General features: G+C 64.2%; 22 protein-coding genes. 16 read left to right on the top strand and 6 right to left on the bottom strand.

Going from position 1 to position 24,401, the window contains the following annotated elements:
* Positions 1 to 1,311, bottom strand: coding sequence for an NRAMP family divalent metal transporter (locus tag N2K98_RS03160; RefSeq protein WP_255865973.1), 1,311 nt, complete (start codon positions 1,309 to 1,311; stop codon positions 1 to 3).
* 116 nt (positions 1,312 to 1,427) lie between these two features.
* On the bottom strand, positions 1,428 to 2,234 hold the full coding sequence (locus N2K98_RS03155) for an MBL fold metallo-hydrolase (RefSeq protein ID WP_255865972.1): 807 nt from the start codon (positions 2,232 to 2,234) through the stop codon (positions 1,428 to 1,430).
* Between the two features lie 167 nt (positions 2,235 to 2,401).
* Between N2K98_RS03155 and N2K98_RS03150 the strand changes: the two genes are divergently transcribed.
* Genes N2K98_RS03150 through N2K98_RS03135 form a run of 4 tightly spaced genes read left to right on the top strand, consistent with a single transcriptional unit; the run spans position 2,402 to position 4,205 of the window.
* Positions 2,402 to 2,770 (top strand): ArsR/SmtB family transcription factor, encoded by a 369-nt coding sequence (locus N2K98_RS03150; RefSeq protein WP_255798642.1) that lies wholly within the window; start codon positions 2,402 to 2,404, stop codon positions 2,768 to 2,770.
* Positions 2,767 to 3,273, top strand: a complete 507-nt coding sequence (locus N2K98_RS03145; protein WP_229952679.1) for an SRPBCC family protein — start codon at positions 2,767 to 2,769, stop codon at positions 3,271 to 3,273. Before N2K98_RS03150 ends, N2K98_RS03145 begins: the two co-directional genes overlap by 4 nt.
* Positions 3,273 to 3,761, top strand: a complete 489-nt coding sequence (locus N2K98_RS03140; RefSeq protein ID WP_255865971.1) for an SRPBCC family protein — start codon at positions 3,273 to 3,275, stop codon at positions 3,759 to 3,761. The genes N2K98_RS03145 and N2K98_RS03140 overlap by 1 nt, the downstream gene beginning before the upstream one ends.
* Positions 3,762 to 3,770: 9 nt before the next feature.
* Positions 3,771 to 4,205: a VOC family protein gene (locus N2K98_RS03135; protein WP_255865969.1), complete on the top strand. Its 435-nt coding sequence runs from the start codon at positions 3,771 to 3,773 to the stop codon at positions 4,203 to 4,205.
* 89 nt (positions 4,206 to 4,294) lie between these two features.
* Here the strand turns inward: N2K98_RS03135 and N2K98_RS03130 are convergent, their stop codons facing one another.
* Positions 4,295 to 5,167, bottom strand: coding sequence for a DUF4352 domain-containing protein (locus N2K98_RS03130; protein WP_255865968.1), 873 nt, complete (start codon positions 5,165 to 5,167; stop codon positions 4,295 to 4,297).
* Between the two features lie 507 nt (positions 5,168 to 5,674).
* Here N2K98_RS03130 and N2K98_RS03125 point away from each other — a divergent pair.
* The 3 genes from N2K98_RS03125 (at position 5,675) to N2K98_RS03115 (ending at position 10,276) form a co-directional block, all read left to right on the top strand.
* Positions 5,675 to 7,048: an amino acid permease gene (locus N2K98_RS03125; RefSeq protein WP_255798641.1), complete on the top strand. Its 1,374-nt coding sequence runs from the start codon at positions 5,675 to 5,677 to the stop codon at positions 7,046 to 7,048.
* 460 nt (positions 7,049 to 7,508) lie between these two features.
* Positions 7,509 to 8,426: a tRNA glutamyl-Q(34) synthetase GluQRS gene (gene gluQRS / locus N2K98_RS03120; protein WP_255865967.1), complete on the top strand. Its 918-nt coding sequence runs from the start codon at positions 7,509 to 7,511 to the stop codon at positions 8,424 to 8,426.
* Between the two features lie 23 nt (positions 8,427 to 8,449).
* Positions 8,450 to 10,276: a glycoside hydrolase family 15 protein gene (locus N2K98_RS03115; protein ID WP_255865965.1), complete on the top strand. Its 1,827-nt coding sequence runs from the start codon at positions 8,450 to 8,452 to the stop codon at positions 10,274 to 10,276.
* A 69-nt stretch (positions 10,277 to 10,345) separates the two neighbouring features.
* On the opposite strand, the gene N2K98_RS03110 is transcribed toward N2K98_RS03115, so the two are convergent.
* Entirely contained in the window at positions 10,346 to 11,368 is a 1,023-nt protein-coding gene (locus N2K98_RS03110) for a GmrSD restriction endonuclease domain-containing protein (protein WP_255865964.1), read from the bottom strand.
* A 408-nt stretch (positions 11,369 to 11,776) separates the two neighbouring features.
* On the opposite strand from N2K98_RS03110, the gene ppk2 reads away from it, so the two are divergent.
* From ppk2 to N2K98_RS03080, 6 genes are all read left to right on the top strand, one after another.
* Positions 11,777 to 12,811, top strand: coding sequence for a polyphosphate kinase 2 (gene ppk2, locus N2K98_RS03105; RefSeq protein WP_255798297.1), 1,035 nt, complete (start codon positions 11,777 to 11,779; stop codon positions 12,809 to 12,811).
* Between the two features lie 285 nt (positions 12,812 to 13,096).
* Positions 13,097 to 14,128, top strand: a complete 1,032-nt coding sequence (locus N2K98_RS03100) for a 2-keto-3-deoxygluconate permease (RefSeq protein ID WP_255865963.1) — start codon at positions 13,097 to 13,099, stop codon at positions 14,126 to 14,128.
* Complete coding sequence (locus N2K98_RS03095; protein ID WP_255865962.1) at positions 14,128 to 15,417, top strand: four-carbon acid sugar kinase family protein; 1,290 nt, start codon at positions 14,128 to 14,130, stop codon at positions 15,415 to 15,417. The genes N2K98_RS03100 and N2K98_RS03095 overlap by 1 nt, the downstream gene beginning before the upstream one ends.
* On the top strand, positions 15,414 to 16,439 hold the full coding sequence (pdxA, locus tag N2K98_RS03090; protein WP_255865961.1) for a 4-hydroxythreonine-4-phosphate dehydrogenase PdxA: 1,026 nt from the start codon (positions 15,414 to 15,416) through the stop codon (positions 16,437 to 16,439). The genes N2K98_RS03095 and pdxA overlap by 4 nt, the downstream gene beginning before the upstream one ends.
* A gap of 46 nt (positions 16,440 to 16,485) precedes the next feature.
* Entirely contained in the window at positions 16,486 to 17,388 is a 903-nt protein-coding gene (locus tag N2K98_RS03085) for a GntR family transcriptional regulator (protein ID WP_255865960.1), read from the top strand.
* A gap of 146 nt (positions 17,389 to 17,534) precedes the next feature.
* On the top strand, positions 17,535 to 18,308 hold the full coding sequence (locus tag N2K98_RS03080) for an alpha/beta fold hydrolase (RefSeq protein ID WP_255865959.1): 774 nt from the start codon (positions 17,535 to 17,537) through the stop codon (positions 18,306 to 18,308).
* On the opposite strand, the gene N2K98_RS03075 is transcribed toward N2K98_RS03080, so the two are convergent.
* On the bottom strand, positions 18,305 to 18,877 hold the full coding sequence (locus N2K98_RS03075) for a GNAT family N-acetyltransferase (protein ID WP_255865958.1): 573 nt from the start codon (positions 18,875 to 18,877) through the stop codon (positions 18,305 to 18,307). The genes N2K98_RS03080 and N2K98_RS03075 overlap by 4 nt on opposite strands.
* 260 nt (positions 18,878 to 19,137) lie before the next feature.
* Between N2K98_RS03075 and N2K98_RS03070 the strand changes: the two genes are divergently transcribed.
* The 3 genes from N2K98_RS03070 (at position 19,138) to N2K98_RS03060 (ending at position 23,494) form a co-directional block, all read left to right on the top strand.
* Positions 19,138 to 22,455, top strand: a complete 3,318-nt coding sequence (locus N2K98_RS03070; protein ID WP_255865957.1) for a DEAD/DEAH box helicase — start codon at positions 19,138 to 19,140, stop codon at positions 22,453 to 22,455.
* A gap of 218 nt (positions 22,456 to 22,673) precedes the next feature.
* Positions 22,674 to 22,934 (top strand): hypothetical protein, encoded by a 261-nt coding sequence (locus N2K98_RS03065; RefSeq protein ID WP_255798293.1) that lies wholly within the window; start codon positions 22,674 to 22,676, stop codon positions 22,932 to 22,934.
* Between the two features lie 107 nt (positions 22,935 to 23,041).
* The gene (locus N2K98_RS03060) at positions 23,042 to 23,494 is read left to right on the top strand and encodes a MarR family winged helix-turn-helix transcriptional regulator (protein ID WP_255798291.1); all 453 of its coding nucleotides are present in this window, start codon (positions 23,042 to 23,044) and stop codon (positions 23,492 to 23,494) included.
* Between the two features lie 10 nt (positions 23,495 to 23,504).
* On the opposite strand, the gene N2K98_RS03055 is transcribed toward N2K98_RS03060, so the two are convergent.
* Positions 23,505 to 24,128 (bottom strand): FMN reductase, encoded by a 624-nt coding sequence (locus N2K98_RS03055; RefSeq protein ID WP_255865956.1) that lies wholly within the window; start codon positions 24,126 to 24,128, stop codon positions 23,505 to 23,507.
* Positions 24,129 to 24,401 lie beyond the last annotated feature (273 nt).

The following is a 24,401-nucleotide window of genomic DNA, read 5'->3' as shown; positions in this document are numbered from 1 at the left end:
CTACGCCCACAAGGCCTGCAGGCCGGCAAGCGAATTCCACCCCAGGTACAGGGTCAGCAGCCAGGCCACGACACCGACGCTAAGGAGCCAACGCGGATACCGATACCCGGACAGGAGGTCACTCCGCCGCCAGGCAGCCCAGAGCAGGATGGCGAATCCGAGCGGCAGAATGAGCCCGTTGAAAGCCCCGGCAAAGACCAGCAAGGTCTGGGGCGGCTGGCCCAGCAGGAGGTAGGCCGCCGCGCACACGGCAATGAAGGCAACCGTAAGCAGGTTTCGGACCCGGTCGCTGCCGGAGAGCTTGGTGATGAACGAAACCGAAGTGTAGGAAGCGCCGATCACCGAGGTCAGGGCAGCGGCCCAGAAAACGATCCCGAAGAGCCGGATTCCCACTTCGCCCGCCGCAATCCGGAAGGCATCGGCAGCCAGATTCTCTCCGCTCAGCACTGCTCCCCCGGCAACCACTCCCAGAACGGCCAGGAACAGCAATACCCGCATCACTCCGGTGACGATCACACCTAAGAGGGCAGCCCGGGTGATGGGGCGGATGTTCTCCAGGCCCGAGTTTCCCGAGTCGACCATCCGGTGCGCCCCGGCGTAGGTGATGTAGCCGCCCACCGTCCCGCCGATCAGGGTGGTGATGGCCAGGAAATCCACCTGCTCCGGCAGGACGGTGTTCTTCAGGGCACTGCCGACGGGCGGGTTGGCAACGATGGCTACGTAAAGCATCAGCAGGATCATCAGGGCGCCAAGGACCACCACCACCCGGTCCAGTGCCAGGCCGGCCCGTTTCGAAAGAAAGATCAGAATCGCCAGCACGGCGGATATCGCGGACCCGATCTTCGGATCCAGGCCAAGCATGGCGTTCAGTCCCAGTCCGGTCCCGGCCACGTTGCCTACATTGAAGACAAGGCCGCCGATGAACACCAGGATCGCCAGCACCAGTCCCGCACCGGGAAGCACCTTGTTTCCCAGCACCTGTGCGCGGAGCCCGGAAATACCGACAATCCGCCAGACATTCAGCTGGACGGCAATGTCCACCAGAATCGACACCAGGATGGCGAAGGCAAAGGCAGCACCGAGCTGGACGGTAAATACGGTGGTCTGGGTGATGAAGCCCGGCCCGATCGCGCTGGTGGCCATAAGGAACATGGCCCCGAGGATGGCGGACCGTTTGGGATCAACTTTTCTACGCGGTCTGCGTCCGGATGCCGCTGAAGTGCCTGCGGCTCCGGGCTCCCCGGATGCTCCTCCGGACTCCCCCGGGGCCTCCGAAGGTTCCTTTGGCGAATCAGACGGCTGCTCGTCCATGTGCTCATCCCTTTCGCGGCCGGTGGGGATAAATCGCCGTCAGTCTACGGGCGCGGGGAAACCACGTGAAGGCAACGCCCGTCCCGCTTCGCTTCCGGCGGCAGGACGCGAGCGCCCTACTTCGCCCCGTCACCGGATAGGCGGCGCACGACGTCGACAGCCTCACGAATTCCGGTGCTCTGAGCGGGGCCGTGCCCGGGCAGGATCAGTGAGGCATCGAGCCCGGCGAGCACCGCGAGCGCACCGACCGACCGGACGCCGTCGTGCTGGAACATCCGAGGGAGCAGCTGCGGGCCGGTCCGGGTGCTGATGGCATGCCCGGTCACCAGCGCATCGCCGGTTATTACGGCCTTCGCGTCCGGCAGGTAGAAGGCAGTGTGTCCGGGCGTGTGTCCCGGTGTGGGCACGGCCACCGGACCGCCGGGGAACGCAGCCAGCAGGTCGACGTCCCAGACCGCGGCGGCCGGTGCGGGCACTATCCTGGCTCCGCCGGCCCGAAGTGCCCTGATGCCCCAGCGGAAGACCCGCGGCCGCCAGGCCCGGACCAGCACCTGAAGTGGTGAGACCTGAAACGTCTCCAGCCTCAGCAGCTGGCCGTGTTCGGCCGCGCTGCTCAGAACGGGTGTGCCGTACTCCCGTGCGAAATGACCCGCTGCTCCGGTGTGGTCGGTGTGCGCGTGGGTGATGAGGAGTGCGACGGCGTTCCGCGGCTGCAGCCCGATGTCATGGATGGACGCCAGGACCGAAGGCAGATCGCCCCGGTAGCCGCCGTCGATCAGCGTGAACTGTGTGTCCCGGCGAAGGATCACCCAATTCGATGCCGGCCCTTCCACAAAAAAGACGCCGCCAGCAGGTTCGGTAACGGCATACCTTGGCTTCATGTCCGCCTCCCAGACACTGGTAGCCAGCGCCGTAGCGCTCATTGCTTACCCCCATACGGTGCCCCCAGATGGTGTTTCCGCCCACCCTAACCGACCGGAATTATCGAAAAACCCTTGACCCTCCCCCGGCCTCGTCGTACCTTCGTAATCAACCGAAAGGTTGAACAACCAGCACCTTGATTACACATCGACAGAAGCTGACCGACCGCATGGACTCCCACAGCGACGAACCCCTTCTGGACAAGGCCTTCCTGGCCCTGGCCGATCCGGCCCGCCGCCAAATCATTGCCCGGCTGTCCCGGGGCCCTGCCACGGTCAACGAACTGGCGGAACCCTTCGAGATCTCCAAGCAGGCCGTCTCGAAGCACATCCAGGTCCTCGAGCAGGCGCAGCTTGTCACGCGCAGCCGTGACGCCCAGCGCCGGCCCGTCCACCTGAATCCCGCACGGTTGGAGGCACTCACCGCATGGATCGGCCAGTACCGGCTGGTCCGCGAGGAGCAGTTCCGCAGCCTTGACGCCGTGCTCAACGCACAGGCCGCAGCGAAAGGCGGCCCGCAGGCAAAGGATTCATCATGACCAACGCACTGCAGCTCACCGTCCCGGACGGCGTCCCCTTCATTGATTTCACCCGCGAGGTGGACTATCCCGTGGAGCAGGTCTTCCGGGCATACGCCGAACCGGACCTGCTGGCCCAGTGGCTGGGGCCCCGGGGAATGAAGATGGACATCAACCACTACGATTTCCGCACCGGCGGCTCCTACAGCTATATCCATACCGGGCCGGAGGGAGTGCCCTACGAATTCCGCGGCATCTTCCACACCGTGCGGGAAAATGAATCCGCGATCCAGACCTTCGAGTTCTCCGGCTATCCCGACGTCACCAGCCTGGAATTCATGACGCTCGAGGCGCTCGACGGCGGCCGCACCCGGATCAGCGCCCACGCCGTCTACCCCTCCATGGAGGCACGGGACGGGATGGCGGCCTCCGGCATGGAGTCCGGCGTCGCCGAGGGCTTTGACCGGATGGATGAGCTGCTCGCCCAGCTCCAGCCGGAGGCACTGCAGGGAAGGGGTGCGTGATGAGCAACCCGCTGGTCCTTGATGCTCCCCCCGGGCAACCGTTGATCGAGTATCACCGCGAGTTCGATTTCCCGGTCCATTCCGTCTTCGCCGCCCACACCGATCCGGATCTGTATGCCCGTTGGAACAGCTCCGGGCCCACGCCGCCGCGGTTTGACCTTTTCGAGCCGCGGTCCGGTGGAGCGTACCGCTGGGTTCAGGCCGGTGACGACGGCGTGGAGTACGCCATGCGGGGTGTCTTCCACACCGTGCGGCAGGACGAATTCCTGCTGCAGACCTTCGAGTTCGAGGGCTACCCGGATGTTGTGACTCTCGAATACAGCACCTTCACCGGGCTGCCCGGCGGCAGGAGTCGGCTGACCGGCCGTTCCCTGTATCCGTCGGTCGAATTCCGGGATGAATTTCTATCAAACGGCATGGGGGACGTTATGTCCGACGGCTACGACCAGCTCGATGAGCTGCTCGGTTCCGTCCCGGCCGGAAGCTAGGGTCTGATAATGGACTGGACCCTCGAGGTGATGATCGTCCCGGTCAGCGACCAGGACCGAGCGATCTCCTTCTACCGCGACCAGGTGGGCTTCAACCTCGATCACCGCACGTCGACCGAGCAGATGGACTTCGCGCAGCTGACTCCGCCGGGCTCGGGCTGCTCGATAGTACTCGGGGATACGGGTTCCCAGCAGGGTATGGTTCCGGGCTCCCTGCGGGGACTGCAGCTGGTGGTTTCCGATGCGCAGGCCGCCCGGCAGGAACTGCTGGACCGCGGGGTGGAGGTTGGCGACGTGACCGTCTTTGATGAGCGCGACGGCGGCACGTTCTTCAGCTTCTCGGATCCGGACGGCAACGCCTGGACCGTGCAGGAGATGAAGGTCCGGGCGGACAAGCCCCTGATTCCGCACGAGGCGCGGATTAGCTATCCACCGGAGCAATAGGGGCTAAGCCGAGTCTTTAACCTGTGACGACGGGGCTTCCATGCTGGAAGCCCCGTCGTCTACGCGCGGTTCCCGCGGGAAAGGAGGGTTTACCGCACAGCCCAGTACACGCCGTCGTTGTCATGCATCGAGAAGGTCGGCTCCACCAGGACCTTGGCATCTGCAGTGGACGCCGCTTCAGCCGGAACGTCCATGCAGACCTGGTAGTGGGCGGTGCCGCCCTTTTCCAGCGTCGGTACATCGTAGTCGGGCAGCGCTACTACTGCCCCGGTCGCCGAGTCATACTGCTTGGCATCGGATCCCACGAACTTGGTCTGCAGATCCAGCCAGGGATCTCCCTCCTCGTTGCCCACGTATTCAACCGTCAGGTCAACCAGCACATACTCTCCCTCCGGATCATCGTTGAGCGGATTGACGGCCAATATCTCCTGGGTGGCGGCGGTATCCACGCCGGTCACGGTGACGTTGTAATCTCCCACCCGCGCCGTTTCTCCCAGTGCTTCGGTCTGCCCGGCCTGGCTGGAACCGGCGGACGCAGCGGAGTCATCTGCAGTGGAGTGCTCGCTGCCAGCGACGGATTCCGTGACGTCATCAATTACCTGCCCGTAAAACGCCTGTGTCGCCACCACGCCGACCAGGGACAGGACCACGAGGATAAGGCCCGCAATCGACATCCCTTTGGATCTTGACCTGTTCCTGACGGCAACCACCACCGCCGGGATAGCGAATCCCAGTCCGATGAGGCCAAGGAGGAATACGAGGTTATTGACGATGGGAACCCAACACAGCAACAGGGACACAAGCCCGATGACCAGCGCCGTGATGGCCAATCCCTTTCCGGCTTCCGGGTTACGGACAGGTGTGCCGGGTGGTTCGGGTCCGCCGGTGGGAGGACCCTGAGGAACAGACCCTTCGTCATGTTGCCGGGCGGGAGTGTATTGCTTGAACGAGGTGTTATCCATTGAAAATTCTCCCCATGTCGTGAAAACAGTCCTATGAATGCGCCACGTCTGCGGGGTCCCGCTCTTCAACTCTGGAAAGGCCCCGCGGCGCTGAACTTCCTTGTTTCAAACAGGGGTGGAGGTTGGGGTATCTTCACGGGTCAGCGACACTGGACAGCTTCATGACGGATACGTGTCAACCGTCGAATACCGCTCATCAGCGCCGAATACACCCAACGTACCCATGTGTGCGCGTGTTTTCGCTTGCACGGTTAAAGATTAATTCGTCAACGGTTGAGGCTCTATGAGATCGGTCACGCAGACCGACGGCGGCGCTATGAGATGGCTCACCCTGTCCTCCAAAGACTCTGGGCGTGGGACGTAACGAAAAATCCCGGTGGCCCCAGCGGGCGTAATATGGATTGGCCCCTGAACTGGGCCTACCCCCACATTCCAAGGTGCGTTTTCTTGAAGTCCTCCTTTACCCAGGCGTTGGCCCGCGGGCTGAACGTCCGGCACATCCGCTTCATGGCGCTCGGTTCGGCCATCGGCACCGGCCTGTTCTACGGGTCCGCATCGGCCATCCAGTCCGCCGGACCGTCCGTCCTGCTGGCCTACATGATCGGTGGAGCCGCTGTGTTCCTGGTTATGCGGGCCCTCGGCGAGATGGCAGTCCGGCATCCGGTGACAGGTTCGTTCGGCCACTACGCCAGCCGTTATCTAGGCCCGTTCGCCGGGTTCATCACGGGCTGGACGTTCGCCTTTGAAATGGCCATCGTCGCCATTGCCGACGTCACCGCCTTCGGCATCTATATGGGTTTCTGGTTCGAAGACGTGCCGCGCTGGATCTGGATCCTGGCCGTCATCCTGCTGATTGCCGCGCTGAACCTCATGCGGGTGAAGGTCTTCGGCGAGACGGAGTTCTGGCTCTCACTGATCAAGGTCGCAGCGATCATCGCAATGATCGTAGGCGGCGCGGCCATCGTGGTCTTCGGGTTCGGACTGCCCGACGCCGCGAACCCCGGCCTGGATACGATGCTCGGCTCCGGAGGGTTCTTCGCCAACGGATTCTGGGGCCTGCTGGCATCCTTCTCGATTGTGATGTTTGCCTTCGGCGGCATCGAAACCATCGGCATCACCGCAGGCGAAGCGGACAACCCCAAGAAGGCCATCCCCGCGGCAGTGAACACCGTGCCGGTACGCATCCTGCTCTTCTACGTATGCGCCCTGGGCATCCTGATGATGATCTTCCCGTGGCAGGACATCAACGGCGAAACCAGTCCGTTTGTGCAGATCTTCGACACCCTGGGCATTCCCGCAGCAGCGCACATCCTCAACGCCGTGGTCATCACCGCAGCGATCTCCGCCATCAACTCCGACATTTTCGGTGCCGGCCGCGTCCTTTACGGACTCGCTCAGGAAGGCCAGGCACCGGCGTCGTTCGCTCGGATTTCCCGGAACGGGGTGCCGTGGATGACCGTGGCGACCATGGCGGTGGTGCTGCTCGTCGGCGTGGTGCTGAACGCCCTGCTGCCCGAATCGCTGTTCACGATCATCGCGTCCATCGCCACCTTCGCGACCGTATGGGTGTGGCTAATGATCCTGCTCTCGCACATCGCCATGAAGCGGGAAATCAAGCGCCGGAACCTACCCGCGTCGGAATTCGGCGTGCCGTTCTGGCCGGCCGCATCCTATGCGGCATTGGCTTTCATGGTGTTCATCGTGGTGCTGCTCGGCATCATGCCGGACACGCGGGTCGCGCTGATTGTCGGCGCCGTGTGGATTGTGCTGTTGTTTGCGGCGTACCGGCTGTGGGTGCGCGGCGACGGCCTGGTACGTGCGGAACTGGCAGATGAAACGGGCGACGCCGGAGCGCACGGGGCAGCGGAAAGCCGCGTCTGATCCCTCCCCCCCGTTTTTCGCAGGACGCCCCGCCCGGTCACCCCGGGAGCAGTCCGGACGTCCCGTGTGAAGACACACCCGCAGCGGGCAGCCGGAGGGTACGGAACAGAGCCAGGCTGAACCGACCTAACCGGAGCGTGATCAGCGGCCAATCGGTCTGGACGCACTCCTGTCCGTCCGATTGCTCCCGCTCCAGCAGGGTTTGCCTGAAGCGGCGGCGCTGCTCCGCTTCAGCCTGCCGCTGCCTGTGTTCCAGCCGGGCAAGTTCGAGCTCCATGAGTCCCATACCTGCAACGCTAGGCACCGCTCCCGCACGCACGCCACAGCCTTGCGGACACCTTCGGTCCGGAACACCGGGGACCATCTGCGGCCTCCGGAAGCCGCATCACAAAACTTCCGTCCGGTCCCCTGCGGCTGGGCCGAGGCGCCGGGCTACACTGCACCGGAATAGACTGAAGCTGTGCCTATTTCCTCCGCCGCCGGCCGCTTCGCTCCCAGTCCCACTGGAGAGCTGCATGTGGGAAACCTGCGCACCGCCCTGCTGGCCTGGCTCTTTGCCCGCAGCACCGGCCGCCGGTTCCTGCTGCGGATGGAGGACCTCGACCGGGTGCGATCCGGTGCCGAAGCGGCCCAGCTGCGCGACCTTACCGCCGTCGGCCTGGACTGGGACGGCGAGATCATCCGGCAGACCGAACGCACCGAAATCTATCTGGACGCGATCGCCGGGCTGCGCCGTGCCGGACTCGTTTATGAATGCTTCTGCACCCGGCGCGAGGTGGCGGAAGCGGCGTCGGCCCCGCACGCGCCGCCCGGAGCCTACCCCGGCACCTGCCGCCATCTCACCGAAGAGCAGCGCGCCCGACGACGGCGGGAACGTCCCGCCGCTCTGCGGCTGCGGTCGGAGGTAAACGAGTTCACCGTGACCGATGAGCTGCACGGCAGCTACACCTCGGCGGTGGATGACCTGGTGCTGCTGCGCAATGACGGCGTCCCCTCCTACAACCTTGCGGTGGTCCTCGACGATGCGCTGCAGGGCATTGACCAGGTAGTGCGCGGGGATGACCTGCTCAGCTCGGCACCCCGCCAGGCGTACCTCGGTTCCCTCCTCGGGTTGCCTCCGGTCAGCTACGCCCATGTTCCGCTGGCGCTGAACACCGCGGGCCAGCGGCTGGCCAAGCGCGACGGCGCCGTCACCCTCCCCGACCTCGCCGCTGCGGGACTGGACGCAGACGCGGTCCGGACCCTGATCCTCGGGTCGCTGGGCCTGCCCGGAAACCTCAGCGACGCCCTGGCCGGATTCGATCCCGCTCGAATCCCGCTGGAGCCGTGGATCTTCGACCCCGCGCTGGAAACCGCACCCCTTCCCCGTCATTGGTGAACCCTCGACCCTAGGAGTCCTGCATGAGCCTGCCCTCCCCCGACCGCCGCGACGGCTACGTAGACCTGCGTTCCTACGGTGCGATAGGCGATGGCCGGACGGTGGCACTCGTTGCACTGGATGGATCGATCGACTGGTACCCCACCCCGGACCTGGATTCAACGCCCGCCTTTGCGCGCCTGCTCGACGCAGCGCACGGCGGACAGATTGAACTGCGTCCCGTCGCGGACTTCACCGTCGAGCGGGCGTACGTGGAAGGCACCAACGTCCTGGCCACTACGTTTTCCACCGGGACCGGACGTGTCCGGGTCACGGACTCGCTGAACACAGGGGTGGCGGGAAGGCTTCCGTGGGGCGAACTGGCGCGGCGGATTGAGGGACTCGACGGCGAGGTTCCGATGCGCTGGGCGGTAACCCCGGGCAGCAGTTTCAACACCGCTTCACCGTGGGTTCAGCGTTCGGTGCACGGCCCCGTCCTACAGGTGCAGGGCACCACCATGGCCGTGCGCGGCCACGGCATCGGCTTTGAGGGAACGGAGGATGCCGCGGACGCCCGCGATGCCGACCCCGGCACGCATGAGGTTTCGGATCGCGGAATCAGCGGCACGTTCACCGCCCGGGCAGGTTCCCGGCACCTGCTGGCCCTGATTACCACCCATGAAGAGCCGCTGCCGCTGCCGGAGCTGGACACTATCGACGACGGCGTGGACCGCACCATCGCCAACTGGCAGGCCTGGTCCCGGGAGTTCCAGTACGACGGGCCGTGGGCCGACGCCGTCGAACGCAGCGCACTGGCCCTGAAGCTGCTCCTCCACAGCCCCACCGGCGCCATTGCGGCTGCAGCCACGACGTCGCTGCCCGAGAACCTCGACGGCGGCAAGAACTGGGACTACCGCTACGCCTGGGTCCGGGATACCGCCTACACCCTGCACGCCATGATCCGTTTCGGGCTGCGCGAGGAGGTCCACGCCGCGGTGTCGGGAATGCTCAAGAGCGTGCGCCGGCAAGGTGAGGACCTGCAGGTCTTCACCCGGCTGAACGGCGACCGGGCCGAAGGCGCAGAAATCCTCGACATGCCCGGCTGGCGCGGCATCGGGCCGGTGGTCAACGGCAACGACGCCGCCCAGCAGCTCCAGATGGGCGTCTTCGGCGACCTGTTCAACATTGTCCAGATGTATGTGGACGCCGGGCATGTCCTGGACACCGGAACCGGCCGGTATCTGGCAGACCTCGCGGATCTGGCCTGTGATGTGTGGCAGCGGAAAGACTCGGGCATGTGGGAGCTGGACGAGGAGCGGCACTACACCACTTCCAAACTTGGCTGCTGGCACGCATTGAGCTGCGCGTCGCACCTGGCCGACCTTGGGCAGATTCCGGGGAATCCGGAACGCTGGCGCGCCGAACAGGAACGCATCCGCGACTGGGTGGCCAGCAACTGCTGGTCCGAGGAGCGGGGCAGCTACGTCTGGTATCCCGGCACGGACCAGCTGGACGCCTCCATCCTGCTGCACGCCATCAGCGGCTTCGACCGCGGCGAACGCATGTCCTCCACCCTGGATGCCCTGCGCAGCGAACTCGGCCGCGGGCCGCTGCTGTACCGGTTCAGCGGCGCCGAGAAGGAAGAGGGGACCTTTGTGGCCTGCGCGTTCTGGATGGCTGCGGCCCTGGACCGCGTGGGCCGGCGGGAGGAAGCCACCGCACTGATGGATGAACTGGTCCCGCTGGCAAACGACGTCGGCCTGTTCACCGAGATGATCGCCGAGGATCACTCCTTCCTCGGCAACTTCCCGCAGGGACTGTCCCATCTGGCGCTGATTACTGCCGCGCTGACCCTCGCGGAGGAGCGGTAGGCCCTGCAACGGCAGCAGGCCCCGTTTCCGCTAGTGGTGCGGATCCGGAGCCTGCTGGTGGGTCAACCGCTAGGACGTGCAGCCCACGCCGTCGCCGTCCCCGTCGAACTTGGGATCCCAGCCGGCATCTCCCGGACGGATCGGTGCCACTCCCGCGGCCTTGACGGCAGTGCAGTTGGCATAGACGGTTCCGGCGGGTGCAGCGGGAGCGGGTTCCGCCGCCGGAGCGGCAGGTGCGGGCTCGACGGCGGGTGCGGGCTGCGCTGCCTCGGCTGGCTGCCCGGCACCGGCAGCAGCAGCCACTGCGGCAGGCACCGAGCCGTCCCGCGCGGGAACCGGTTCATCCGGGCAGCCGGACAGGACGGCAGCAATCGCATCGTGCTCGGCCTGCGTCATCCACAGCCGGTATTCGGCCTTGACCGCGGTCTGGCGGGCCACGTATTCGCAGCGGAAGGCCTTGTTGGCCGGCAGCCAGGTGGCGGCGTCGCCGTCGGACTTCGCACCGTTCGCGGGGCCGTCTGCCGCCATGAGGTTCAGCGGATCATTGGCGAATTGCCGGCGCTCTTCGGCGGACAGCTGCTGCGCCCCCTTCTGCCAGGCATCGGACAGGGCCACCACATGGTCGATCTGGACCGCGGTGCTGGTGGTGTTGCCGCGGACAAACGCAATAGTGGTTCCCGTGTAGGGATCCAGGAACGTGCCCGAGGCAACCACGCATTCCTGCGTTCCGTCCTTGTACACAATGTCCACGAGGTCGCGGGCGAGGATGTCGTTGCGGGTGTCGCAGCCGTTGTGGTCCGTATCGGCCCAGGCCGGCCCGAACTGCTCGCGGTCGTACCCGGTCTTCGGGGCGCGGCCCTTGATCGGGATGCCTGCCAGCTGGTCCAGCGCGGTCCCGGCTGCGGCGGGCTCGGCAGGTGCGGCGGGTTCAGCAGGGGCGGACCGGTCCGCTGGTTCGGCGGACCCAGTCGCAGGCTGGGTCGCGGAGGACGGGGCTGGATCGGAACCGTCATCGATAACGGGGGTGCAGCCGACTAGGCCTAGGGCGAGCAGGGCAACGAGGGACAGAGCTTTAGTGCGTAGTGAAGTCATCGCGATCCATTATCGGCGGCACGACGCCGCCTCCCGCTCAGGCGCGCCGGATTGTCCAATACCCCCACTGAATCGGTCCGTGGCGCAGCAGGCCGCGGATAGGAGGGTTTTTCAGACATCCGTTATAGTTTGGACGCGCGTCAACAGACGGGTCTCCGGGCCGTACCGTCCCTCCCAACCGGTAAACCGGGACGCAATGGCTGCCTTCATGAATCGCTACGACTCCGGCCGCTGACGGCACTACGCCGGCTGGCACGATGAAAGGGAGGTCCGGGTTTCCGGGCCTCCCTTCCTGCACCCCATGAGCGGCGGTGCCCGGCAACCGGAAACCTCTTCCCTCCCCCGCTGCATCCAAGTAGGTTCGTAAGCCAACCGGAATCCCGTTCCAAACCTCCGGCAGGAGATGTCATGGCAACCAATAAGAACGGCACCAAGGAAGTTTCCGCCCGGCGGCCGTCAGCCAACGGACTTGCGGCGGATGAGCAAAGCCTGGACGGCCAGCGCGTGGCGGTCGCGGAAGACTATGCCCAGGAACTCGACGAGCTGCAGGAACTGAAAACGAAGGGCAAAAAGCTCAAGATCAAGGTCGACGACGAGGCCTGGCGCCAGAACTACCCCTACGACACCAAGCTCAGCCGGCGCACCTATGACCGGCAGAAACGCCGGCTCCAGATCGAACTGCTGAAAATGCAGCTCTGGGTCAAGGAAACCGGGCAGAAAATGCTCATCATCTTCGAAGGCCGCGATGCCGCCGGAAAGGGCGGGGCGATCAAACGGTTCGACGAGCATCTGAATCCCCGCGGTGCACGCGTCGTAGCGCTGGAGAAGCCCACCTCCGAGGAGCAGACCCAGTGGTACTTCCAGCGGTATGTCCGTACTCTGCCCAGCGGCGGAGAGATCGTGATGATGGACCGCTCCTGGTACAACCGGGCCGGCGTCGAACGCGTGATGGGGTACTGCACCCCGGCCCAGTATCTGGAGTTCATGCGGGAGGTTCCGGAGCTCGAACGGATGCTCGTCAATTCCGGCACCCTGCTGCACAAGCTGTGGTTCTCGGTAGGCCGGGAGGAGCAGCTGGCCCGGTTCGCTGCTCGGGAAACGGACCCGGTGAAGCAGTGGAAGCTCTCCCCCACCGACCTGGCCAGCCTGGATAAGTGGGACGCGTACACCGAGGCGAAGGAAGCCATGTTCTTTTACACGGACACAGGAGACGCTCCCTGGACCGCGGTGAAGTCCAATGACAAGAAGCGCGCCCGGCTCGAAGCGATGCGCCATGTGCTCAGCACAGTGGAATACCCGAACAAGGACCAATCCATTGCGCATGCACCGGACCCGCTGATTGTCGGCCGGGCCTACAACCATTTTGAAGAGGACGACGAACCGCACGGCAGTTTCCCCGTGGTGAAACCGCAGGGAAACGCTACGACGCAGGCCGCGGGGTAGCCGCAGCGTAGTCGTGCCGGGGTTACCGGATCCGATCCACCCCCTGTCTCCCTCATTCTCCGGATTCCCCCATTCCCTCAGCGCTCGCCCGACGGCAAGGGCCCTGCCCCCCCCTATGGGCGGGTTGCGTTTAGAGCCCGTGTGGATTCCGCCTGCCCACCTGTAGGGCACTTGTGTGATTCAGCGAACACCTCTAGCCTTAGGTACATCTTGTCCGTACTAGAAGTACGTCCTTGCAGTACCTACTAGAAGTACCTCCCGAGTCGCACAGAGAGAAGATTCGCCATGGCAGCCGAATCACTTCCCAAGTCCCGCGTCCCTCTTTTTGACGGTATGAACCGGATTCCCGGCGGTCTCATGCTTATTCCGTTGATTTTGGGTTCCGTTGTAGGAACTTTCTTCCCCGCTTTTCTTGAGATGGGCAGTTTCACCACCGCGTTGTTCGCGGATTCTGCCCTCCCGCTGATCGCCATCCTTATTTTCGCAACGGGCATGCAGATCACCGCCAAGGCTTCGGGACCTGTCCTGGCCACCACAGGCGTTGTCCTCCTGTTCAAAACAATCATCCCTGCCGCTCTTGTCGCAGCTCTGGGACTGATGGTGGGTATTGACGGCATCTTGGGCATCTCGATCCTTGCCCTACTGGCATCCTTCGATAACAGCAATGGAGGATTGTGGCTGGCCTTCACGGGCCGCTACGGTGATTACCGCGATCGCGGCGCCTATATGGCTTCCGCCATCAATGACGGGCCGTTCTTCACCCTTCTTTTCCTAGGTCTCTCCGGTCTGGGCAACATCCCTATCCTGATTCTGATTGCCGCCATCATCCCGCTCGCTCTGGGTTTCATTGTCGGAAACCTGGACGCCAAGTGGACTGAGGTCATGCGGCCGGTGCCCAACATCGTCATCCCGTTCTTCGCTTTCTCGCTCGGAACCGGAATTGACCTCGGAGCGGTCCTTTCGGGCGGCATCGCCGGGATCTTCGTCGGCATTGCCGCTACCTTGATCACGGGCGCCCTTGTATATCTGGGCTATCGCTTCGTCCTGCGCCGAGGCGCGAAGTCCGGCGTGGGCATCGCTTCCGCCACCACGGCCGGAAATTCCATTGCGACACCGGCGATCGTTGCCGCAGCAGATCCGGCATTCGCCCCATACGTAGACATAGCCACCGCCCAAGTCGCATCCGCCGTTCTGGTCACCGCCATTTTCGCCCCACTGCTCGCCACCTGGGTGCTCAAGCGACAGGGCGGCCTGGAAAATCCCGATCCTGTGCCGGTTGCTGGAGAGGGCCGGCCGGGCGTGGAACCGGCAAACTGATGCCGGCCGTCCACTCCCATGCACGGCTCATCGGCATAGCCGCCGATGACGTCACCGGAGCTACGGACTCTGCGGTCCAGTTTTCGCGCTCCGGCTGGATCTCCCGCCTGATGCTGGACACCGCGCAAGCCGACCAGCTCGAGGCCGGCAGTGCAGTTGCAGTGAGTTCCGATGCACGCCCGATGGAAGCTTTGTCGGCGCAGGCTACCACCGTTGAGGCCGTCGAAAGCCTGATGAAAAGGGGCGTAGACCGCCTCTACCTAAAGATCGACTCCACCATGCGCGGCAGCGTGGCGGACCAGCTGAAGGGAGCGCTTGCGGCTTGGCGGAAGTACCATCCTGCTGGCTTTGCGGTCGTTTGCCCTTCCTACCCCGCTATGGGCCGCACGATGGAAAACGGAACCCTGTGGGTACACGGCCTGCCGCTGACCGATTCCCCCGCAGGGCGGGATCCGGTGACCCCCGTGACCACCAATGAAATGGCCGAGCTGCTACCCGGCACCAGGATCATCACCCTTTCCGACACTTCGCCGGTAATCAATGCCGGGTTATTGAAGGAAGCCGCCGCTGAGGGCGTGGTAGCAGTGAATGCCGCCTCGGATGCCGAACTCCGTGTCCTGGCGGATGCCATCGCTGCCGCCGGACCCATGGCCGTCCCTGCGGGATCTGCTGGGCTGGCAGCAGCCATGTCCGAGGCCTGGCTGGCCACATCCGAGGCTTTGGAAGTGCAGCCGCCGACCCAACCGGCCAAGCGAATAGTCGTGGTCGTTAGTTCCGTCCACGACGTAGCCAAGGCGCAGACCGCTCACCTCCGGGCACGGCTGGCTCCAGCCGACCTTCTCGTACTGCAGCCCGATGCAGACCTGTTCGCCGTCTGGGAAGACCTCGATTCCTGGACTTCCGGGCAACTGGCCGCGACTGAAACTCTGCCGAAGGTAGTGATAATCCTTCCCCCGGAAGGCGGTCCCCTTCTCCAACTCACCGGCGCCGCTGTTGCACGTCGGGTTGCCGCGGTGGTTCGCCGAGCCATGGGCCAAGGAAATTTCGATGCCCTCGTTCTGGTGGGCGGAGACGGCGCACACGCGGTGCTCGATGCGCTCGGCGCGTTGGCATTGCGGGTCACAGGGGCCATCCAGGAAGGCATCCCGCGCGGGGTAATCGAGGGCGGCAGCGCTGCCGGGAAAGTCGTCGTGACGAAAGCCGGCGGCTTCGGAGAAGCGTCAGCCCTGCTCGAAACCGTGAATGAACTAACCAAGCACATAGCTCTACCAACGGAGGCATACTCATGAGCAATCCCGTCCTAGCCCTGACTCTCGGGGACGTCGCAGGAATCGGCCCTGAAATTACGGCCAAGGCTCTCCTCGGACACGATGAGCTGCGATCCGAGTGCACCCCCATTGTTATAGGCGATGAGTCCGCCATGCGCGCCGGCGTCTTAAACGTCGGTGGTGACCCCGACGTGGTTCGGGTACTGGACTCGTTGGAGGATGCCACCAATAAGCCCGGCACCATTGAACTCCTCCAGACCGGCCCCTCGTTGGCCGATGTGAAGCTCGGGGAACTCAGCCCTGTGGCGGGTGACGCCTCCTACCGTTTCGTCGTCGAGGCATGTCGTCTGGCCCGTGAAGGCAGGGTTCAGGGAATCGTAACTGCCCCGCTTAACAAGGCAGCAATGCATGCCGGGGGACACAAATGGCCCGGGCATACCGAACTGCTGGCGCACGAATTCGGAGTGGAGAATTTCAGCCTTGTCCTGTCCGCCGGGGACCTGTACTTCTTCCACCTGACCACGCATGTTTCCCTGCGCCGCGCCATTGACGATGTCACGCCGGAGCGTACCGGAAACGTAATCGAACTCGTCAGTGCTTTCACCAAGGCCCTGGGTCGGCCCGACGAACCGATTGGACTGGCTGGGCTGAACCCGCATGCCGGCGAAAACCGTCTCTTCGGTGATGAAGACGCCGATATCCTTGCACCCGCCGTCGCGGCCGCACGTGAGGCTGGAATCAATGTGCACGGACCGTTGCCCGCTGATGCCCTTATCCCGGCGGCCGTCAATGGCAAGTGGAATATGGTCATTGCCTGCTACCACGACCAGGGACACGCACCTTTCAAGGCCGTGTATGGGGACGACGGCGTCAATATCACCGTTGGCCTCCCGGTCGTTCGGGTTTCGGTGGACCACGGCACGGCATTCGATATTGCAGGAAAGGGAATTGCCAGGGAGACCAGCCTGGTCCTGTCGCTTCGCCGCGCTGCGCAGCTTGCACCAGGGTGGGACCACGTATGGCAGACGGCACAGAAGAACTAGTAGCCAAATGTCCGTCCCAGGTCGATTGCGTCCATACTTACTTGTAATGGACACACCTAACGACCTGGGACGCCCGCTCAACGCCGACAGCACTGAGCCGCTTCACCTACAGCTTCGCGAACACCTACGGGCACAGATCCTCAATCATTCACTGCCACCGGGAACTTCGCTGCCAAGCGAGGCACAGCTACAGGTGCGTTTCGGTGTCTCCCGCTCGGTGGTTCGGCAGGCACTGGGCGCACTGGAGATGGACGGCCTTATCCTGCGCGGCAGGGGCAGGGGCAGCACGGTGGCCCCGCGCCGGGAACACCACCGGCTGATACATGAAATATCCGGCCTTTCCACGCAGGTCGCCGGCACCGGGGCCAGCGTGGGCACGGAGGTACTGTCCTTAACCGAGCAGCCGGCCGACGCGGTGACGGCTGTCCTCGGTACATCACAGGTGCTCTCTGTTGAAAGGCTCAGGTCTGCGGACGGCGTTCCTATAGCCGTCATTCACACCTGGTTGCCTTTACCGAGGTTCTCTGCCCTTACCGTTGGAGACCTTACCGACGCCTCGCTGCATGCCGTGATGAAATCCAAGTTCGACGTCGGAATCGTCTCCGGCAAGCGTCAGATCAGGGCAGTGCCGGGCGACGAGCATCTTATGTCATTGCTTGCCCTGAAGGAGGGCTCTCCCGTCCTGCTTTTGGAGGGCACCAGCTATGACGCCGACGGCAACGCTGTTGAAGTGTTCTCGACTTGGCACCACCCGGATCATGTGGTTTTCGACATTAACATCCAGCGTGAGCCCGCCGGTTCGGACGGCACCGGAACCGGCGATGCTCCGAACACAGGGCGGCCGCGAAGCAGGCACCCCGGGCAGGCAGGAGATGCAGTTGCGGCGCGTGCCCGCCAGCTTAGTGTCGAGCTGCTACAGATGGCGGACAGTCTCGAGAACCCGGGCTAAGCCCGGTTCAGTTCAGGGCGCGTCCTGTTGAAGAGCATCAAATGCCGGGTCTACCAGTGCACGGCCAGTCGCTCCGCCGGTGAGACCAGGAGCACGCATAGGATCGCGGGGTGATAGCCCGCGAAATAGGAAACGGCCAACCCCTGGTGCTCATACATGGGTTTGGCGTGGACCACCGGATCCTGCTGCCCCTGGAAAGCGCCCTTGGCGACCTTGCCTGGCGTCGCATTTATCTTGACCTTCCGTGGGCCGAGAACGGCTCCCGGAAGCCCGCCGCCGGCGCCCAAGAGGTGGCCGACGGCGTCGTCGACGAAATGAGGAACCGGCTCGGCGACGAGCCGTTTGCCCTGATCGGAAATTCCTTCGGCGGCATGGTGGCCCGTCACGTTGCCCATACCCTGAAGGACCAGGTGCTCGGGCTGGCGACCCTGGTATCGGTGTTCACGGCAGTTCACGAAGACCGGATCCTGCCGCCCCGGCAAATCATTCACCGGGACCCTGCCCTAATGAAGGCAGCGGCAGAGGGCTCATCCGACTTCGAGGACGAGGCGGTCCTGCAGACAGCCGACGTTTTTGCGGGCTTCTCCGAATACGTGTTCCCTGGCCTCCAGGGTGCGGATCAGGCACTTATGGAACAGATCGCCGCAAACTACGCGCTGGACACGGAGCCCGAGCTCGCCCACCCGCAGCCGTTCGAAGCACCGTCCCTGCATATTTTCGGCCGGCAGGACCATGTCACGGGATATGAAGACGGCTGGGCAGTGCGCGAGCATTACCCGCGCGGCACCTTCACCGTGCTGGACGCCGCGGGGCACAACCTCCACCTCGAACGTCCGGCGCTGGTCTCAGCACTGATTCGGGACTGGATTGAGCGCGTTGAAATCCACGGCGGTTCCGGTTCATCCGCCGGACTGTCCTAGCCCGCGGCCCGGTATTCCTCTTCCAGCATCCCGAGCAGCACCTGGTCGTGGAACTCTCCACGGTGGAACACGGCCGCGCGGCGTCGCCCTTCCTCCCGGAACCCCAGCGAGCGATACAGGTGGATGGCCCTCGAGTTATAGGACCATGTCTGCAGTTCGGCCTTATGCGCACCCATTTCATCAAAGACAATCCGCAGTCCGAGTTGCAGGGATTCCCGGCCCAGGCCCTGGTCCTGGAATTCCGGACTAATGATGATCGCCATGGTGGCAATCCGTTCCGGAACGGATATACCCCAGACACTGATATGACCGATCAGCTTTTCGGCCGGATTGACAATGCTGTAACCGAAACCTGACGGTGACTCATTCTTGCTCCAGGTCCGGAACATGGCCGCCGCGGTCTCCTGCGGACGGACGGTGACCCGGTCCTGCTGGAGGATCGCCTGGGCCGGGTCATTCCACCACTCGGCGAGGTGTGCGAGGTCGGGTTCCCGAAGCTCCCGGAAGCGGACCCGCTCGCCGGTGAGCATTGACGATGACCATTCCTGGAGGCCAGCGGAATCATTCATGCGGCGATAATAGCGCAAGGGTATTTCGGGGCCGGGACTGCACCGGGGCTTAACGCGGAGGAGGGCGGACGACGACGGCGGCCGGCTCTGGCGTGTGAAAACGGCGGTTCCAGGCAGGTTACCGACAAGGAATGTGAAACGCAGATCACGCCATTGTGACCCGCGCTACTAACATCCTAAACAGGACACCCCGGAGCCTGCCAAATCCCCGAAGGAACCGGGCGGCGGAAACCGTCAGTACTGCGTGAGACGATAAAACCATGCTCGAAACCCCTCCGCTCGTAGACGTTACCGACGTCATCCGCGTGGTCGGCGGATCAGCGTTTCAGCGGGGCCAGACCTACGCCAAGGGCGGGGCCGTGGAGGCCCTGGAGTGGGATGCGCAAAGCGAGGTGCTGCGCGCGTCTGTCCGCGGCGGCGCTTCCGTCCCCTACCGGACCATGCTGCAGCTCGGCGCCAAACGCCAGGGCGACTACCGCTTGCTGGATAACCATTGCAGCTGCCCTCTCGGCTTCGACTGCAAGCATGTTGCCGCAGCAGCACTGCAGAGCAACACCGAGCATTTGATTTCCCGGCAGGAGCTCTCCGCCCCCGCCATACGGCCATCCGTGCCGGCCTGGCAGCAGTCCCTGCAGACCCTGATCGATGCGGATCTGGCGGACAGCACCAAACCCACGGAAACCACTCCCCTGGGACTGCAGTTCGAGCTGCGGAACTTTGCCGCGGCAGCGGCGTCCCGCTGGGGTGCTCCCACCCCGCGCAGCCGGCACCGGGCCACGCCCTTCCGTCTGGGGGTGCGTCCGGTGGTGCGCAATTCCAAGGGCAACTGGGTCAAGAACAACCTGGCGTGGAGCAACATCAGCTACCAGACCTACGGGCTGCGGCTGGATCCGGACCAGCACCGCTGGTTCTCCCAGTTCCCGGCCCTGCACCGTTCCAACGGCGTGAGCTACTTCGGGCAGAATGACTCGTGGCTGTATCTCGACGACTTCGCCAATCCCCTGCTCTGGCAGCTGCTGGATGAAGCGGTGCGGCTGGGCATCCCGTTTGTCGGCACCAAGAAGGACGCCGCCGTCCGCGTAGGGAAACTAGCCACCCTGTCCCTGGATGTCCGGGCCGCCGGCGGGGACACTCCGGCGCCCCTGCAGCTGCTGCCGACACTCGAAGTGGACGGCTCGCCGGTCCCGCTGGAAGATGCCGGGATCATCGGCAGCCACGGTATTTACCTCCGCTCGCCGCAGAACACCATCACGCTGGCACCCACGGCCAAGACCCTGACGGAACAGGACAAGGGCCTGCTGCTCCAAGGCGCCCCGGTAATGGTGCCGAAGGCAGATGCCGCCGTATTCCTCGAGAAGTTCTACCCGCGGCTGCGGCAGGTCCTGCCGGTCACCAGCAGTGACGACTCCGTTGAGTTCCCTGAGATCGAGCCGCCCGCATTGGTTCTCACCGCGGCCTTCGGCCCCGAGGACCAGTTGACCCTGACCTGGAACTGGGTCTATCAGCACGGCAGTTCCCAGACCCGGCTGCCGCTCACCCGTGCACCGCAGAGCGCCAAGGCAGGGACAGCGGACGACGGCGATACCTCCTACCGCGACATCCCCGCCGAGGCAGCGCTCCTGGCGTCCGCGGGGAAAACCCTGCACGCGGTACCCCGCAACCGGACCCTGCGCGAGATAGAGGCCGCCGAGTTCACCGAGCATGTCCTGCCGGAGCTGGAGAAGCTCGACGGGGTGCGGGTGGAAATCGAAGGAACCCGGCCCGATTACCGGGAGCTGCTCGAGGCGCCGAAGCTGAAAATCACCACGGTGGAAACCGAACGCCGCGACTGGTTCGACCTCGCGGTGATGGTCACGGTGGAGGGCCGGCTGGTCCCGTTCGCGGATATCTTCAAGGCCATCGCGCAGGGCAAAACCAAGCTGCTGCTCGTGGACCGGACCTACCTTTCCCTGGACCGTCCCGAGTTTGAACATCTGCACGCCCTGATCAACGAGGCACAGGGCCTGCAGGAATGGGATACCGGAGAACTGTCCATCAGCCGTTACCAGGCCGGGCTGTGGTCCGAGCTGGAGGGACTGGCGGAGGAAACCGAGGAAGCCGTCGCCTGGCGGGAGTCCGTCTCGGCACTGCTGAATCTGGAGTCCGTGGACCCGGTGCCGCTGCCGGCCGGGCTCCAGGCCAGCCTGCGGCCGTACCAGCAGGACGGTTTCAACTGGCTGGCGTTCCTCTGGAACCACGGACTGGGCGGAATCCTGGCCGATGACATGGGGCTCGGCAAGACCCTGCAGACCCTGGCCCTGCTTGCCCATGCCCGTGAACAGGGCGGGACTAAACCGGCTCATCCCTTCCTGGTGGTTGCCCCCACCTCGGTGGTTCCCAACTGGGCCTCCGAGGCCGCACGCTTCACACCCGGGCTGAAGGTGGTGACAGTCTCCGACACCAGCGGCAAGTCCCGCGTACCGCTCGCCGAAGTGGTGGCAGGTGCCGACGTCGTCCTCACCTCCTACGCGGTGTTCCGGCTTGACTTCGCCTCCTACCGGAAACTGGACTGGGACGGCCTGATTCTCGATGAGGCGCAGTTCGTCAAGAACCGGGTGACCCGCGTCCACCAGTGCGCTCGGGACCTGCCCGCGCCGTTCAAACTGGCCATCACGGGCACCCCGATGGAAAACAACCTGATGGAGCTCTGGGGGTTGTTCGCCATCGTGGCACCGGGCCTGTTCCCTTCCGCCCGCAAATTCGCCGACGAATACCAGCGGCCCATCGAACGCGGCGACAGCCCCGAACTGCTGGCACGGCTGCGCAGGCGCATTCGGCCGCTGCTGATGCGCCGCACCAAGGAAGCCGTGGCCAAGGACCTGCCGGAAAAGCAGGAACAGATCCTTGAGGTTGAACTGCATCCGAAGCACCGCAAGATTTACGAGACGCATCTGCAGCGCGAACGCCAGAAACTCATGGGCCTCATCCAGGACATGGACCGGAACCGCATGATCGTCTTCCGTTCCCTCACCCTGCTGCGCATGCTCAGCCTGGACGCGTCACTCGTCGAGGCGGAGGAGTACGACGGCGTGCCCTCGGCGAAGCTGGACGTACTCTTTGAGCAGCTCGAAGACATTACTGCCGAGGGCCACCGGGCCCTGATCTTCAGCCAGTTCACTTCCTTCCTGAAAAAGGCCGCCCAGCGCCTGGACGAGCAGGGCATCAAGTACGCCTACCTCGACGGCTCCACCCGCAACCGGGCCGAAGTGATTGCTTCCTTCAAGGACGGCGTTGTTCCCGTGTTCCTGATCAGCCTCAAGGCCGGCGGATTCGGGCTGAACCTGACGGAGGCGGATTACGTCTTCCTGCTGGATCCGTGGTGGAACCCGGCAGCGGAATCCCAAGCAGTGGACCGCACGCACCGGATCGGGCAGAAGAACAACGTGATGGTCTACCGCATGGTCGCCCGGGACACGATCGAGGAAAAGGTCATGGCGTTGAAGGAGCAAAAGGCGAAGCTCTTCTCGTCCGTGATGGACGACGACGCCGTCTTCAGTTCCGCGCTCACCGCTGACGACATCCGGTCACTGCTGCAGTAACGGACCTGCGTTGGAACCGCTGCAGTAACGGACCGGCATCTGCAGCGGATCCGGACGTGAATTCGGGCACCCTGCGTCTGCGGACTCCCGCTCAATCCCGCGCCGGCGCCGGGACCGGCCAAATTCTACGGCGCGTGGAACCGGTTACTTTGGAAGCATGGCCCGCTTCCGCCGTCGGACGGCCGCGGGTCGAGCAACATGCGTACCAAGGAAAGGCAATGAGCGTCCAGGAATCAACGCTGGTCCGGCCGGTCGGGACCCGCCCCAAGGATGAAGACGATCTGGTGCACATTTTCTGCACCCCCTGCAAGCGTCGGGCACGCAGCCGTGCACGCCGCCCGGTTCCCTACTGCGGTAAACAGATGCCCAACCGTCCGCTGCAGGACGATACCGGGGACCTTCCCGTGTGTGCGGTGTGCCTGGACCTCGCCCGGTCCGCCCCCTGCCCCCGGTGCGGCACCCAGGCCCGCTTCGACTGAGCAGAACCCCCACCTGGTCCGACGCGGCCCCAAGCCCGCTTCGACTGCGGCCGGCTGCCTGCACCGCTGCCATTCCCTGCACGGGGTTTGATTTGTACAGTGGAGTGATGGCGAATCAGGAGCGTCCCATCGGATTCTGGCTCAAGCTCGTCGACCAACTGGTCGACGACCAGTTTGGTGCCAGCTTCGAAGAACACGGCGTGACCCGCCGGCAGTGGCAAATGATGAACCTGCTGGTTGAAGGCCCCGCTACCCAAAAAGAGTTATCGGACGGCCTGCGCCCCTTCTTTCCCGCGGTGGAGACCGGCACCTCCGCGGAACTTATCGAGGAACTGCGGGAATCCGGCTGGGTGCTGCTGGAAGACGGCCAGTACCAGCTCACCGACCTCGGCAGCCGAAGCCTGGAGAACCTCCGCGGTGCGGTGGACCGGATTCGGCAACTGATGACGGACAACATCACTGAAGAGGAATACACCGCCCTGCTTGCCGTCCTGCAGCGGATGGCCAGCAATCTGGGGTGGGACGGCGACGTCGCCTCCGGCCCCCGCGTAGACACGTAGGAGTTCGCGCTTACTTGCGCTGCGTCTGAGCGAGCAATTCCTCGAAGGGCAGCGACTGCGCCGGATCCCGGCGCTTCTGCACCGGTGCATCCCCCAGCAGTGCCACCAGTTCTCCGGCGGCACGGTGGACCCGCTGGTCCAGGGAACCGGTACCGGTTTCGCCCGTTCCCCAGTCGCCCGGTGCGGCGTAGACAGCGGTTGGAGCAACCCGGGCGCGGAGATAGCTGAACATCGGCCGCAGGGAATAGTCCAGGACCATGGAATGCCGGGCACTGCCGCCGGTGGCGCCGAGCAGTACCGGTTTGCCGTCCAAGGCAGTGTTGTCGATGACGTCGAAGAAGGACTTGAACAGCCCGCTCATCGAAGCGGTGAACACCGGGGTCACCGCAACAAGTGCATCAGCCGCAATAAGCTCGTTTATCGCTGCGTCCAGCCGCGGCGCGGCGTAACCGGTCACCATGTTGTTGGCGATATCCACGGCGTATTCACGCAGTTCGAAGGTGCTGACGCTGGCGCTCAGCCCAAGTCCCTCGATCTCAGCCTTGGCCGCCGACGCCAAGGCATCGGCAAGCATCCGGGACGACGACGGAACACCCAGTCCGCCCGAAACCACGACAATCCTGCGATCCACCATATTGGACTCCTCTTCATGCGTTTGCATGTTTATCTCAACTGCGGCGGGGAAGGCGTTATTCCTGTGCGGACACCGACTCGGCTCCGGCGTCTCCGGGCCAGCCCCGGAGTAATCCTTTCGGCGGAACCGGCGTGGGTCCATCCGGTCAAAAACACCCTGGATCTCCGCCGAAGTGGGGAGGCACAACAGGCGAAGTCTTGGTTAGGCTATGCCGAAACGGCCGTTTGTCATTGGCGATCGTGGAACCGTTGGTCAAAAGTATCTAAGGGGAAT

It is taken from the genome of Arthrobacter jinronghuae, from assembly GCF_025244825.1.
GTDB lineage: Bacteria > Actinomycetota > Actinomycetes > Actinomycetales > Micrococcaceae > Arthrobacter_B > Arthrobacter_B jinronghuae.
This window is presented reverse-complemented; position numbering and strand designations above follow the sequence as displayed.